Below are 13775 nucleotides of genomic sequence, written 5' to 3'. Positions count from 1 at the left end.
CACCAGGGGTCGGCCGCGAAGGAGCGCAGGGGGAACATGAGCGACCACGGCACCGACGCGGCGACCGAGACCTTCGTCGCCCACCGCAACCTGCTCTTCACCGTCGCGTACGAGATCCTCGGATCGGCGGCCGACGCCGAGGACGTCCTGCAGGAGACCTGGCTGCGGTGGGTCAGGGTCGACATGGATCAGGTACGCGACCGGCGCGCCTACCTGATCCGGATCACGACCCGGCAGTCGATCAACCGGCTGCGCGCGATGAAACGCCGCAGGGAGGCGTACGTCGGCCCGTGGCTGCCCGAGCCGCTGCTCACCGCGCCGGACGTGGCCCTGGACGTCGAGCTCGCCGAGAGCGTGTCGATGGCGTTGATGCTCGTCCTGGAGACGCTGTCGCCGACCGAGCGCGCCGTGTTCGTGCTGCGGGAGGCGTTCGAGGTCGGCTACGACGAGATCGCCGCCGCCGTCGGCAGGAGCCCCGCGGCCGTCCGGCAGATCGCGCACCGCGCCCGCCAGCACGTCGACGCCCGCCGCCCCCGCCGCGTGGTCTCCCCGAGCGAGGCCCGGGCGGCTCTGGAATCGTTCCGACACGCGATCGAGACCAGGGACCTGCGGGGCCTGCTCGACGTGCTCGCCCCGGAGGTCGTCCTGGTCAGCGACGGCGGCGGCGTCATGCAGGCCGCGTTGCGGCCGGTCACGGGCGCGCAGAAGGTGGCCCGGATGTTCCTCGGTGGTCTGCGCAGGCTCGACGGCGTGCTCACCGGCGGGCCGACCGTGGTCAACGGCAACCCGGCACTGCTCGTACGCCTCGACGACGAGATCGACGGCGTGCTGGCGCTGCGTGTCGAGGACGCACGGATCACCGGCCTCTACTACGTCCGCAACCCGGAGAAGCTGACCCGCATCCGGTCGGAGACCCCGCTCACCCTGCGATGAACAGTCGATTACGGTTCCTCACGGCAAGAGCCGTCCCCTGACCGTGAGGAACCGTGGTGACCGACACCAGCACGACGACCGTCCCCGTCCGCGTCTTCGGCGGCCCGACCGCCCTCATCGAGTACGGCGGCCTCAGGTTCCTGACCGACCCGACCTTCGACGCCCCCGGCGACTACCCGCTGGGTCCCGGCATGGTCCTGACCAAGACCGCCCCCGCCGCCGCCGGCGCGGCCGACCTCGGCCCCGTCGACGCGGTGCTGCTCTCCCACGACCAGCACCCCGACAACCTCGACCGCGCCGGTCGGGCCCTGCTGGCCGACGTCGCCCTGACCGTGACGACTCCCAGCGGCGCGGGTCGCCTCGGCGGCACCGCCCGGGGCCTTGCGCCGTGGGAGTCCGTCGAGCTGGAGCGCCCCGGCGGTGGCACCGTGACCGTGACGGGCGTGCCCGCCCGGCACGGCCCGGAGGGCTGCGAGCCGCTCACCGGCGAGGTCGTCGGGTTCGTCCTGACCGCCGCCGACCTGCCCACGCTCTACGTCAGCGGCGACAACGCCTCGCTGGACCTGGTCCGGCAGATCGCCGAGCGCTTCGGGCCGGTCGACACCGCCGTGCTGTTCGCCGGGGCCGTGCGTACCCCCATGTTCGACGGCGCGCTGCTCACCCTCGACAGCGCCCAGGCCGCCGAGGCCGCCCGCATCCTCGGCGCGCGGCGGGTCGTGCCGGTGCACGTGGACAGCTGGGCCCACTTCACCGAGGGGCGCGACGACGTGGTCGCCGCGTTCACCCGGGCCGACCTGGCCGACCGTCTCCAGCTGAGCTGAGCGGCCGCCGCGGAGCCGGCGGACCGCTCGGGGCAGGTCAGGTCCGCGCGCCGCCGAGTCCGAGCAGGACGGCGAGGCCCAGGGCGCTGCGCGGGGCGTACGGCACCCGCCACAGTCCACCGTGCGCGGCGCCGTACGCCTCGTCCCGCCAGGGGTGCGGCAGCGCCGGGCCGCCCGTACGCAGGTGGTGCACCAGGAGCGCGGCCATCAGCGTGTTGCTGGTCGCCGGATCGAACACCTCGATGCCGAATCGGTGCGCACCGGCGTACGCGGCGGCCAGCGCGCGGTTGCGCAGCACCGAGCGGGTCCGGGTGGGCGGGGCGACGGTGAACGACACGGTCGCCCCCGCGTCCCGGGCCACCGTCGCCCGCCACCGCTGAAGGCGTTTCGCCAAGGCGTAGTTGGGTCCCTGCTGCGGCACGAGGCTGTCGTTGACTCCGGGGTCGGCGCCCGGCGGGTAGTTGCGGTGCAGGAGCCTGCCGCCGGAGGCGACCCGCAGCGACCGGCGGACCACGCCGCGCGCCGCGTAGCCCCGCTCGGCGTGGCGCACCGCGTCGCCGGGAACGGCGAAGACGTCGGTGGGGGTGGCCAGGAACGCGAGCGCCACGTCGTCACGGCGCTCCTGTAGGCGGACAGTGAGCGCGTCGACCGCCGTGGCGACGCGGACGTTGGTCGCGCCGTCGGCGTAGACGTAGTTGCCCAGCACGAGCCGACCGTCGACGCCGAGCAGCCAGTCGGCGACCTGCGGAAGGTTGTGCAGCAGGTCGGCGCCGGCCCGGGCGGCCAACGCGCCGTCGTCGGGGTCGGTGCCGGCGGGGACGGGCACGTGCAGCCGGCCGCCACCACGGCGCGTCGTGTCCAGCAGGCGCCGCCAGATCTCCGGGCGCGGCAGGTCGACCGCGACGACGTCGCCGCCCCAGCGCAGCACGGACGGCAGCGGGCCCATCTCCGCGCCCGCGCCGAGCACCACGATGCGCTGGTCGCGCAGGTCGAGCCAGTCCGGGTTGGCCATGACGGCGTGTACCGCCTCGGCGCAGGAGGGCTCGACGACGCCGGCGGTCACCCACCCGTCGAGCCGGCGGCGAAGCTCGTCGCCGCGCAGCCGCCGGCCCCGGTACGGCAGGGACAACTCGCGGTCGACCCCGCCGGTGCCGGCGACGGTGGCCGTGTGCAGCGGCTCGGCCCCGGTGGGCGCGTCGAACACCTCGCCGAGGCCGGTCTCGGCGCCGTCGATGTGGACCACGGCCATGCGGCGGTGCAGCGAGGCGAGCCCGTCGCGGGCGATCGTCACCGCGGCGTCGCGGGACAGCAGCCCGGCCTCGACGAGTCGCCGGAAGTGTCCGAGGTAACCGTGGCGCCAGTTCGTCTCGTGTTCCGCCGAGCGGGCGCCGACCGGGTCGACACCGCGCAGGGCGTCGGCGACGACCGACCGCCCGAGCGCGGACGTGCTGCGTCCCGCCTCGGTCTTCCGTGCCGGGCGGAAATGACGTGCGGTGCGCGTACGCCGGCTGGCAGGGTGGCCGGCATGACAGCGCAGGCTCTGGCGGGGGCGCTCGCCGACGACGTACGGCGGCAGGTCTTCGCGGCGATCGTGTTGGGCGGCGCCGACGCCCCGGCGGTGGCCGACCGGACGGGTCTGTCGGCGCGGCAGGTGCTCACCGCGATCCGCCGGCTCGTCGACGCGGGCCTGGTGGCCGGCGGCGACGGTGACCTGCGGGTCGACGCCGAGCGGCTGCGGCAGGCGGCCCGTACGCCGGCGGCGCCCCGTCCGGCCGGCGACTCCACGGACCGCGTGCTGCGCACCTTCGTGCGCGACGACAGGCTGATCGGCCTGCCGGCGCAGCGCGGCCGGCGGCGGGTGGTCCTGGCGCACGTGGCGAAGTCCTTCGAGCCGGGGGTGCGCTATCCGGAGCGGGAGGTGGACGAGGTGCTGCGGGGCTGGTGCGAGGGCGGCGGCTCCGACCACGCGGCGCTTCGTCGCTACCTGGTCGACGAGCAGTTGCTGGCCCGGGAGCAGGGCGTCTACTGGCGCATCGGCGACTGACCGCCCGCGTCGTGGCTTCCGCCTCGCCTCGTGCTCGCCGAGCACCGGTTCGGGAAGGTCCTGAGTTGACGCCACGGCCGAGACGCGCTAAATACAGAGGAGGAAGTTGAGTCGGCCTGGCTCAACTTATCGGACCTTCGGCCAGGAGAACCGAGGAGGCAGGGACCATGCTGATGCGTACCGACCCGTTCCGTGAGATCGACCGGATCACCGAGCAGTTCTTCGGCACCGCCGCGCGCCCCGCGGTCATGCCGCTGGACGCCTATCGCGACGGTGACTGGTTCCACGCGGCGTTCGACCTGCCCGGCGTCGACCCGGACAGCATCGACTGCACCGTCGAGCGCAACGTGCTGACCGTACGCGCCGAGCGTCGCCGGCCGGTCGGCGACAACGTCGAACTCGTCGCCGCCGAACGCCCGATGGGTACCTTCACCCGACGGCTCTTCCTCGGCGACACCCTCGACACCGACAAGCTCGAGGCCGGCTACGACAACGGTGTGCTGACCCTGCGGATCCCCGTCGCGCAGCGGGCCAAGCCGCGCCGGGTCACCATCACGGCCACCGCCAACGGCAACGGCCGCAAGGAGATCAACGCCTGATCCGGCGCGACGGGGCGCGACGGCCGGCGCGGCCGCCCGCCCCGTCGCGTGGCCGTGGGCGCACGTCCCTGCCCTCGCGGCGTCGACGTGCGGCGCGGCGCGACCCACGCTCAGGTGACGGCGCGCGACGCCGGGCGGGTAAACCGGTCGCGGGGGCCGGGGGCCCGTGCCAGACTCGACGGCGATCCGCGCAGCCGAGCCGTCAGGAGCCGACCGCACGATGTGATTCCCGCAGGACGCGGCGGGGCACCGTCCCGCCGCCGCCGGTTCCAGCCGTCCGCCCGCCCGGGCGTCGACGGCCCGCCCGTCGTCCCGCGGAGGACCACCCGTGTTGAAGGTCGTGTCCGTCAGCAAGCACTACGACACCGAGCCGCTGTTCACCGACGTCGAGCTGGTCCTGAACGCCGGCGACCGGGTCGGCCTCGTGGGCCCCAACGGGGTGGGCAAGTCCACCCTGCTGCGGGTGCTCACCGGCGAGGAACCGCCGTCGGGCGGGCACGTCGCCCTGGCTCCCGGCGTCCGGGTCGGCTACTTCGCCCAGCAGGTGCCGGATCCGGACGCCACCGTCGGGCAGTTCCTCGCCGCCGGGCTCGGCGAGCTGCATCCCCTGGCCGTACGGCTGCGTGAGCTGGAACGGCGGATGGCCGACGGTGACGGCACGGTGCTCGCCGAGTACGGCGACGCGCAGGAGCGGTGGGCGGCGCTGGACGGCTGGCGGGCGCAGGCCCGGCTGACGGAGGTCCGCCAGCGCCTCGACATCGACCACCTGCCCGACGACACCCCGCTGCGCCGGGTCAGCGGCGGCGAGCAGGCCCGGCTCACCCTCGCCCGGGTGCTGCTGCACGCCCCGGACCTGCTGGTACTCGACGAGCCGACCAACCACCTCGACGCCGACGGGATCGCCTGGCTCGGCGACTGGCTGGCCGCCTTCGCGGGCGCGGTGCTGGTGGTCAGCCACGACCGGGCGTTCCTGGACCGCACGGTGACCCGGATCGTCGAGCTGGACGGCATCCACGAGGCGCCGCAGACCTACACCGGCGGCTACACCGACTACCGGGCGGAGAAGACCCGCCGCTGGCAGCGGCTGCTGCTCGACTACGAGGCCCAGCAGAAGGACCACCTGCGCTGGCTGGCCGACATCGACCGCACCAAGCAGCAGGCCCGCGGGGTGGAGGAGTCCGTGCGCAGCGGCCTCGGCGCCGACCAGCTGCGCCGCTACGCCAAGAAGGTGGCGAAGAAGGCCAAGGCCCGCGAGCGGCGGCTGCGCCGGCAGATGGACTCGATCCGCTGGCTCGCCGAGCCCCGCACCCGGCCGCCGCTGACGCTGGCGTTCCCACAGGAGACCGTCGGTGGACACGAGGTGCTGCGGTCGCGGGCCCTGACGCTGCGCGTCGCCGACCGCACGCTGCTCGACCGGGTCGAGTTGAGTGTCCGCGCGGGCGAGAGGATCCTGCTCACCGGCGCGAACGGCACCGGCAAGACCACCCTGCTGCGGACCCTCGCCGGCGAGCACCCGCCGGCCGGGGGCGAGGTCGTCGCCGCCGGGCCCGTCGCCGTGCTGCCGCAGACCCACGACGCGCTGCGTACCGACGTCACCGTCCGCGACTTCTTCCGCTCCCGGGTGCCGGTGTACGTCGACGACGCCGAGCGGCTGCTCGACGCCCACCTGTTCGGCCCGGAGCAGTGGGACGCGCCGTTGCGGGTGCTCTCCGCCGGTGAGCTGCGCCGGTTGCTGCTCGCGGTGCTGGTGAACAGCCCGGCCGAGGTGCTGCTGCTCGACGAGCCGACGAACTACCTCGACTTCGACGCCCTCGACGTGATGGAAGAGGCGCTGCGGCAGTTCCGTGGCACCCTGGTGATGGTCAGCCACGACGCCTGGTTCGCCGAGGCGGTCGGGGTCGACCGGCGGTGGCGGCTGACCGACCGGCGCGTCGTCGAGGAACCGGCGTCGGCCACGATCGCGTAGGGCGCGCCTCCTCCCGTTCCCGACCCGAAGCTGAGAACCTTTTTCACATGCTCTCCCCGAACGCTCCGGCGCGGCCAAGCCGGCCCACCCCGCTGGCCCTGCCCGGGGGGCCCGTCGACTTCACCGAGGCGTGGCTGCGCAACCGGCGGCTGTCCGAGCACACCCGCGACGCGTACCGGCGCGACGTCGCCGGCTGGCTCGCCTGGTGCGCCGCCTGCGAACTGGACCCGCTGCACGCGAACTTCCTGCACGTCAACGAGTACGCCCGGGCCCTGGAGGCCACCCTCGGCGTGCGTACCGGCAGGCCGCTCACCCCGGCCACCGTCGCCCGCCGGCTCTCCGCCCTGTCCAGTTGGTACGACTTCCTGGTCAAGCTGCGCGCCGTGGAGGCCAACCCGGTCGCCGGCGCCGACCGCCCCCGTATCGACCGGGACCACTCCGCCACGGTCGGGCTCACCCCCGAGGAGGTCGACGCGCTGCTCGCCGCCGCCGAGGCCGACACCGGGCCGACCGCCGCCCGCAACCGGGCCGCCATCGCCTTGCTGGCCGACCTCGGGCTGCGGGTGGGGGAGCTGGTGTCGCTCGACCTGGCCGACCTCGGCGCGGAGCGGGGCCACCGCAGTGTCCGCTTCGTCGGCAAGGGCGGCAAGTTCCGCCGCCGCGCCCTGACCCCCGGCACCGCGTACGCCCTCGACGCCTACCTGGCCCAGCGGGCCGCCGCGCAGGGCGTGGCGGTGCCCGAGCTGACCGGCCCACTGCTGGTCACCGCCAGCGGGGCCCGGCTGGACCGGCACGCGATGTTCCGGCTGGTGCGCCGGCTGGCCCGCACGGCCGGCATCCCGGCGTGGGCGAGACTGTCGCCGCACTCGCTGCGGCACGCGTTCGCCACCACCGCCCGCGCCGAGGGCGTGCCCCTGGAGGACGTGCAGGACGCAATGGGCCACGCCGACCCGCGCACCACCCGCCGCTACGACCGCGACCGGCACAACCTCGACCGCGACCCCGCGTACGCCATCTGGGCGGCCCGGGCCCGGCGCCGCGGCTGAGCTGGACGCCGCGGCGCCCGGGTCGAAGATCCACCCGGCGGGGTCGGCGGCCGCGCGCGGCCCGCGGGTCCGGGTGGCCGGCGCGCGGCTCAGCGGGCGATGCCCGCCCCGGGCGCCGGCGACCGGCAGTTCGGCGGCGGCACGCGCTCCAGCTGCGTCACTGCCTCCTGTCGTGGGGTGAAGCGACATGTTCGGCTTCGCCGAACCAGGTAGCCAGCCGGCCGGCGCGGGCGACGGCGCGCAGGCGCCGTTCGGTGGCGTCGCGCACGGGTGGGGTGGTGAGGATGACCAGCTGGTCGCCGACGCGCAGCCGGGTGTGCCCGTCGGGTACGAAGGTGTCCTCGCCGCGCACCACGAGGGTGGTCGCGGCCGGCGGCGGCAGCCGCAGCTCGGGCAGGTAGACGCCGTGCAGGCGGGAGCCGGGTTCGACGGTGACGTGGATGAGGTCGGCCTCCATGGCGTCCAGCGGTGCCAGCTCGATCTGCAGGTCGGCTCCCAGCTCGTGCGACGTGAGGCGGAGCCGTCGCGCCAGCCACGGCAGGGTGGGGGCCTGGATGAGGGTGAACACCACGACGAGCACGAAGACGATGTTGAAGACCTGTTCGCTGTCGGGGGCCCCACCGACGACCGGGATGGTGGCCAGCACGATCGGCACGGCACCGCGTAGTCCCGCCCACGACAGGAAGGCCTGTTCGCGCAGGGGGATCCGGAACGCGGCCAGCGAGACCAGCACCGAGGCGGGCCGGGCGAGCAGCAGCAGCGCCGTGCCGACCACGACGGCGGGCACGATCGCGGCGGGCAGCTCGCTGGGCGTGGCCAGCAGGCCGAGCATGACGAACAGGCCGATCTGGGCGATCCAGCCCAGCCCTTCGGCGACCGAGTGGGTGGCCCGCCGGTGTGGCAGGCCGGCGTTGCCGAGCACCAGCCCGGCCAGGTAGGCGGCCAGGAAGCCGCTGGTCTGGGTCAGGCCGGCGACGGCGAAGGCCAGCACCCCGCAGGCGACCGTCGCGATGGGGTACAGGCCGGACGTGGGCAGGGTCAGCCGGCGCAGCAGCCACACGCCGGCCGCGCCGGTCGCCACGCCGATCGCGCCACCGGCGAGCAGCTGGTAGGCCATCGTGGCGACCAGCGGCAGGGGCGCGACGGCGTCGAGGGTGGCGGCGCTGAAGGCGAGCACCAGGATCAACGTGGGGGCGTCGTTGAGCCCGGACTCGGCCTCCACCAGGCTCGTCAGCCGCCGGGGCAGCGGCACCGCACGCAGCACGGAGAAGACCGCCGCGGCGTCGGTGGACGACACGACCGCTCCCAGCAGCAGCGCCATCTGCCAGCCGACGTCCAGCAGCAGGTGAGCCGCCGCGGCGGTGACGGCGACGCTGACGAACACGCCGACGGTGGCCAGCACCGACGCGGGCGCCAGCACCCCGCGTACGTCGCTGAACCTGGTGGTCAGGCCGCCCTCCACCAGGATGACCGCCAGCGCGGCCAGGCCCAGGGCCTGGGCCAGGGCCGCGTCGTCGAACGGGAAGCCGGCGACGTCCTGGCCCAGCAGCAGGCCGACGGCGAGGTACGCCAGCAGCACCGGCATGCCCAGCCGGCTGGCCAGCCGCGCGGCACCGACGCTGGCCAGGACGACGCCGGTGCCGACGGCCAGCATCACGTACAGCTCACCGAGGTCCACGTCGGTCCCCTCGCTCGCGATGGGCGGCCACGCCGCGAATCAGGTCGGCACCCAGCGCGAAGGACCACCATAGCGCCTGGCCGGTGCCCGGATCAGGGGCTCCGGCGACGAGGCCCTTCACGATCGGTGCGGGCCAGGCGCTCACGAGCATCCGTCCGGCGGACCGTCCTCGACGTTGGCGGGTCGGGGCGCCAAGACGAGCGTGCCGACTTTCCTGCGGACGGGCCCAGCGGTTCTCTACGGTCGACGGGTGGGCGCTGAGCAGCCGTGGAGCCGGCCGGCCCGTCGGGGCCGCCCGGTGCGTACCGGGTTGGTGATCGCGGGCGTGACCGTGCTGATGTGCTGCGTCGGGGTGGCCGGGCTGGGTGCCTGGAACGTGCAGGTGGTCACGCAGGCCAGCGGCCCGGTGCGGGAGACCGCCGACGGGTTCCTGCGTTCGGTGGCGGCGGGCGACACCGACGGCGCGTACGACCGGCTGTGCGCCGACGCGCGTAGCCGGTGGAGCCCGCTCGGGTTCACCAGCTGGCTGCGCACCCCGCCGGTGGTCGACGGCTACGAGATCGTCGACGTGTCGGTGGCGACCCGGGGTGGCCGCCCACGCGGCACGGTCACCGTACGGCTGACGCGCGACAGCGGCCGCACCGAGGAGCGGAAGCTGTCGGTGGTGCGTGAGGACGGCGACTGGCGGGTGTGCGGCGACCCGTACTGAGGCCTCAGCCGCGGGGGCCGAGTTCGCCCGCGCGGTAGTGCCGGCGGCAGAGCACCTGGTAGCGCACCTCGGCGTTGTCCACGGTGTCGCCGATGACGACCTGCAGGCCCTCGCGGGCCACCCGACCGTCGACCACCCGGGCGTTGAGCAGCCCTTCCCGGCCGCACCAGCAGAGCACCTCGACCTGGATGCGGGCCACCTCGTCGGCCAGCTCGAACAGCCGCTGCGCGGCCGGGAACAGGCACGACCGGAAGTCGGTGGCCAGCCCGAACGCGTACACGTCGACGTCGTAGCTGTCGACCAGTTCGGCCATCTGCTCGATGTGCTCCAGGTTGTAGAACGACGCCTCGTCGCAGATGAGGTAGTCCACCCGCACGCCCTCGGCCCAGGTGTCGCGTACGAGGGCACGCAGGTCCACCTCGTCGGTGACCTCGACGGCCTCGTGTGCCAGGCCGATGCGGGTGGTGACCTGCGGGCCGAGCGAGCGGTCGATGCGGGTGGTGACGAGGCCGCGGCGGCCCTGCCGGGAGTGGTTGTGGTTCATCTGCAACGCCATCGTGGACTTGCCGCAGTCCATGGGTCCCCAGAAGAACTTCAACGCCGCGGCGTGCAGCGGGCGCCCGTCCACGCCCCGCGCCGCGGCGCACCCGGCGGGGGAGTCGTCGGGGCCCAGCGGCGGGCGCGCCAGGCAGGTCGGGGCGGCGGCGTGGTCGGTCACGGTCGGGCAGCCTAGCCGATCGACGTCGCTTGATCCGGCCGGCGCGGACGGTGTGCGGCTCAGAGCACCCGGGGCGGGGTGTTGCCGGCGGCGACGATCGCCCGACGCATCGGCACGGCCAGCAGCAGCAGGAATCCGACGACGAAGAAGATCAGCAGGGACACCAGGCCCACCCGGTAGGAGTTGGTGAGCTGGAACACGATGCCGAACGCCAGTGGGCCGAGCCAGCTGGTGCCCTTGTCGCTGATCTCGTAGAACCCGTAGTACTCGCCTTCCTTGCCGGCGGGGATGAGCTGGCTGAACAGCGACCGGCTCAACGCCTGGCTGCCGCCGAGCACCAGGCCGATGGCGGCGCCGAGGATCATGAACGGCAGCGGCGCCTCGGCGGGCAGCCGGAACGCGCCGAGGATCACCCCGGTCCACAGCACCAGGCTGATCAGCACGGTCTTCCAGGCGCCGATGCGCTTGGCGAGGGCGCCGAGCAGCAGCGCGCCGCCGAAGGCGAGGAACTGCACCAGCAGGATGGTGACGATCAGGGTGCTCTGCCCGAGCTTCAGCTCCTCGGTGCCGTACTGGCTGGCCAGGGCGATGACGGTCTGGATGCCGTCGTTGTAGACCAGGAACGCGAGCAGGAAGAACAGCGTCAGCGGGTACGCCTTGAGCTCGCGCAGGGTGCGGCCGAGCTGCCGGAACCCGTCGGTGACCGGGTTGCCGCCGGCCAGCGCGGCGGCGGTGGGGTGCTCGCGCAGCCAGCGCAGCGGGATCAGGGTGAACACCGCCCACCAGAGGCCGGCGGACACGATCGACCAGCGGGCCAGGTCGAGGGTGCGCTGGTGGTTGCCCTCCTCGCCGAGCATGCTGACCGCGACGAGGTTGAGCCCCAGCAGCACGCCGCCGCCCAGGTAGCCCAGCGCCCAGCCACGGCTGGAGATGCCGTCGCGGTCGTCGGGGCCACCGAGTTGCGGCAGGAACGAGTTGTAGACCACCACACCGGCGCCGAAGGCGATGTTGGCGATCATGAACAGCGCCCCGCCGAGCAGATACCGGTCGCCGGTGACGAAGAGCATGCCGACGGTCGCGCCGGCGCCGACGAAGGCGGCGGCGGCGAGCAGCCGCTTCTTGTGCGCCGACCGGTCGGCGATCGCGCCGACGACCGGCAGCACGAAGACGGTGAGGAACACCGACAGCGACACCAGGTACGGGAAGTACGAGCCGGCGGCGACCTTGATGCCCAGCGGGTGGACGTACCCGGAGCAGGTGTCGGCGCCCAGTTCGCAGCCGGCGGCGAGTTTGGTCACGGTGGTCAGGAACGGGCCGAGGAACACGGTGATGACGGTGGTGGAGAAGGCGGACATCGCCCAGTCGTAGAAGTACCAGCCGCTGCGTTCGCGGCGGGTGCTCGCCGGAGTGGGGGTGTCGTCCACGGCGGGGGTGACGGTCTCGGCCATCGGGGTCCTTCGAACGGTTCAGGCGGCCCAGTGGCCGCGGCTGCGGTAGACGTCGCGCAGCACGCCGACGTGATCGGTCATGATGCCATCCACACCAAGGTCGAGTAACTCGTGCATCTCGGCAGGTTCGTCGATCGTCCAGACGTGCACGTGCAGGCCGAGTCGGTGGGCGTGGCGCAGGAACCGGCGGTCCACCACGGGCAGGCGCCCGTAGCGCACCGGTACCTGCGCGGCCACCACCGACGGGGGCAGCCGCAACGGCCGTCCGGTCAGCGACGCCATCCGCAGCCGGGCCACCCCGCGCATGCCGAGGCTGCTGGCGACGCGCCCCTGGGTGAGGGCGCGCAGCCGGGCCAGCCGGGCGTCGCTGAACGAGGCCAGCAGCACCCGGTCGCCGGCCCCGACGCGCGCGAGCGTCGACACGGCCGGCTCGACGCCGCCGTCGGCCTTGACGTCGATGTTGAACCGCACCTGCGGCCAGGCGTCGAGCACCTCGTCGAGGCGGGGGACCACGGCGGCGCCACCGACGCGTACCGAGGCCAGGTCGGCCCAGCGCAGGTCGGCGATGCGCCCCGGCTCGCCGGTGACCCGGGTCAGCGTGGCGTCGTGGAAGACCACCGCGACGCCGTCGGCGGTGCCGTGCACGTCGGTCTCGACGTACCGGTAGCCGAGCCCGATGGCCCGCGCGAACGCCGCGGCGGTGTTCTCGTCGCCCTCGGCGGCGCCGCCACGGTGGGCGAACGCCAGCGGTGTGGGCCCGTCGAGGTAGGCGTGGGTCACGCGGGGAGTATGCCGGGGCGCGGTGGCCGGCGTGTGACCGGCCGGCGGCGCCGCTGCCCCCGCCGGGCGAGCGTCGAGGATCAGGCTCTGCCGCGACCCCGGGAGCGGCTGGTGTCGACCGGGCGACCCGGGTCGACGTGGCGGGGCCGGTCGGGCTCGTCGGGCCGCAACGGCACAAGCGAGTCGGTGATGGCGCCGATGATCCGGTCGGTGGCGCGCAGGGCGGCGCCCGGGGCTGCCGGCGTCAGGTCGGTGAGGTCCACCGGGTCACCGAAGTGCACCCGCACGACGGGACGGCGCACCAGGGCACGGGCGACACCGGCCAGCAGGCCCTTGGGCGCACGGTAGGGCACCACCTCGTGGCAGCCCCACTGGGCGACCGGGATCACCGGGGCGCCGCAGGTCAGGGCGAGCCGGGCGGTGCCGGTCTTGCCGCGTTCGGGCCACATGTCCGGGTCCAGGCCGATGCGTCCCTCGGGGTAGACCAGGATCACCGAGCCGCCGGAGACCGCCGTCGCGGCGTCGTCGAGGGCGCGGCCGACGGCGGCGGTGCCCCGGTCGACGCGCAGGTGCCCGGCGCGTCGCATCGCGGTGCCGATGACGGGGGTACGGAACAGCCCGCCGGTGGCCATGATCCGGGGGGAGACGCCCCGGGCGCGGCAGGCGGCGGCGAGCACGACGGGGTCGAACGGGCTGATGTGGTTGGCGGCCAGGATCAGCGGGCCCCGGCGCAACGCCTCGGGCACGTCGCCGGTGACCTCCAGGCGGGCCAGGAGCGCCACGACGAAGCGGGCGAACAGTTGTGCGGCACGCCAGATCAGGGGCGGCTGCCAGGTAAGGCGGGTGGTGTCCATCAGCGCGCAATGGTCGCACGTGGGGGCCCACCCGCGCGGGGCGGGTGGCGTACGGGTGCCGGCCGTCGGGCCGCCCGGCCGAGGTGATCAGGGTCATTGGTCCCGGGCCGCTTCGGGACCCCCGCCCCTGCCGCATTTCCTACGACGCGCAGTAGTATTTACTACGTCTCGTAGTATGC

13 protein-coding genes are annotated in these 13775 nt (G+C 74.3%); 7 read left to right on the top strand and 6 right to left on the bottom strand.

Annotated features, from left to right (window positions below):
* Positions 1 to 36: 36 nt before the first annotated feature.
* Both KBX06_RS23150 and KBX06_RS23145 read left to right on the top strand, forming a co-directional pair.
* The gene (locus KBX06_RS23150; protein ID WP_210838554.1) at positions 37 to 933 is read left to right on the top strand and encodes an RNA polymerase sigma-70 factor; all 897 of its coding nucleotides are present in this window, start codon (positions 37 to 39) and stop codon (positions 931 to 933) included.
* A 53-nt stretch (positions 934 to 986) separates the two neighbouring features.
* Positions 987 to 1754 carry an MBL fold metallo-hydrolase gene (locus KBX06_RS23145; RefSeq protein WP_210838551.1) on the top strand — a complete coding sequence of 256 codons (768 nt, stop codon included), beginning with the start codon at positions 987 to 989 and terminating at the stop codon, positions 1752 to 1754.
* Between the two features lie 37 nt (positions 1755 to 1791).
* Here the strand turns inward: KBX06_RS23145 and KBX06_RS23140 are convergent, their stop codons facing one another.
* Positions 1792 to 3045, bottom strand: coding sequence for a hypothetical protein (locus KBX06_RS23140; protein ID WP_307854732.1), 1254 nt, complete (start codon positions 3043 to 3045; stop codon positions 1792 to 1794).
* A gap of 234 nt (positions 3046 to 3279) precedes the next feature.
* Between KBX06_RS23140 and KBX06_RS23135 the strand changes: the two genes are divergently transcribed.
* The 4 genes from KBX06_RS23135 to KBX06_RS23120 all read left to right on the top strand — a co-directional run bounded on the left by KBX06_RS23135 (position 3280) and on the right by KBX06_RS23120 (position 7409).
* Positions 3280 to 3798, top strand: a complete 519-nt coding sequence (locus KBX06_RS23135; protein ID WP_210838618.1) for a DUF2087 domain-containing protein — start codon at positions 3280 to 3282, stop codon at positions 3796 to 3798.
* A 167-nt stretch (positions 3799 to 3965) separates the two neighbouring features.
* Entirely contained in the window at positions 3966 to 4397 is a 432-nt protein-coding gene (locus KBX06_RS23130; RefSeq protein WP_210838549.1) for an Hsp20/alpha crystallin family protein, read from the top strand.
* A gap of 328 nt (positions 4398 to 4725) precedes the next feature.
* Complete coding sequence (gene abc-f, locus KBX06_RS23125; protein ID WP_210838547.1) at positions 4726 to 6363, top strand: ribosomal protection-like ABC-F family protein; 1638 nt, start codon at positions 4726 to 4728, stop codon at positions 6361 to 6363.
* A gap of 47 nt (positions 6364 to 6410) precedes the next feature.
* A complete protein-coding gene (locus tag KBX06_RS23120) occupies positions 6411 to 7409 on the top strand; it encodes a tyrosine-type recombinase/integrase (protein WP_210838545.1) in 999 nt (332 codons plus the stop codon).
* A gap of 157 nt (positions 7410 to 7566) precedes the next feature.
* Here KBX06_RS23120 and KBX06_RS23115 read toward each other — a convergent pair whose 3' ends face one another.
* Positions 7567 to 9087: a potassium/proton antiporter gene (locus tag KBX06_RS23115; protein WP_307854731.1), complete on the bottom strand. Its 1521-nt coding sequence runs from the start codon at positions 9085 to 9087 to the stop codon at positions 7567 to 7569.
* 250 nt (positions 9088 to 9337) lie between these two features.
* On the opposite strand from KBX06_RS23115, the gene KBX06_RS23110 reads away from it, so the two are divergent.
* On the top strand, positions 9338 to 9796 hold the full coding sequence (locus KBX06_RS23110; protein WP_210838543.1) for a hypothetical protein: 459 nt from the start codon (positions 9338 to 9340) through the stop codon (positions 9794 to 9796).
* A gap of 4 nt (positions 9797 to 9800) precedes the next feature.
* Here the strand turns inward: KBX06_RS23110 and KBX06_RS23105 are convergent, their stop codons facing one another.
* The 4 genes from KBX06_RS23105 to KBX06_RS23090 form a co-directional block, all read right to left on the bottom strand.
* The gene (locus KBX06_RS23105; RefSeq protein ID WP_210838541.1) at positions 9801 to 10514 is read right to left on the bottom strand and encodes a thymidine kinase; all 714 of its coding nucleotides are present in this window, start codon (positions 10512 to 10514) and stop codon (positions 9801 to 9803) included.
* A 59-nt stretch (positions 10515 to 10573) separates the two neighbouring features.
* On the bottom strand, positions 10574 to 11962 hold the full coding sequence (locus KBX06_RS23100; protein WP_210838539.1) for an MFS transporter: 1389 nt from the start codon (positions 11960 to 11962) through the stop codon (positions 10574 to 10576).
* Positions 11963 to 11980: 18 nt separating this feature from the next.
* A complete protein-coding gene (locus tag KBX06_RS23095; RefSeq protein ID WP_210838537.1) occupies positions 11981 to 12742 on the bottom strand; it encodes a glycerophosphodiester phosphodiesterase in 762 nt (253 codons plus the stop codon).
* A gap of 80 nt (positions 12743 to 12822) precedes the next feature.
* Entirely contained in the window at positions 12823 to 13596 is a 774-nt protein-coding gene (locus KBX06_RS23090) for a 1-acyl-sn-glycerol-3-phosphate acyltransferase (RefSeq protein ID WP_210838535.1), read from the bottom strand.
* Positions 13597 to 13775: the final 179 nt, after the last annotated feature.

The organism is Micromonospora sp. C31 (assembly GCF_018070575.1).
Taxonomy (GTDB): Bacteria; Actinomycetota; Actinomycetes; order Mycobacteriales; family Micromonosporaceae; genus Micromonospora.
This window is presented reverse-complemented; position numbering and strand designations above follow the sequence as displayed.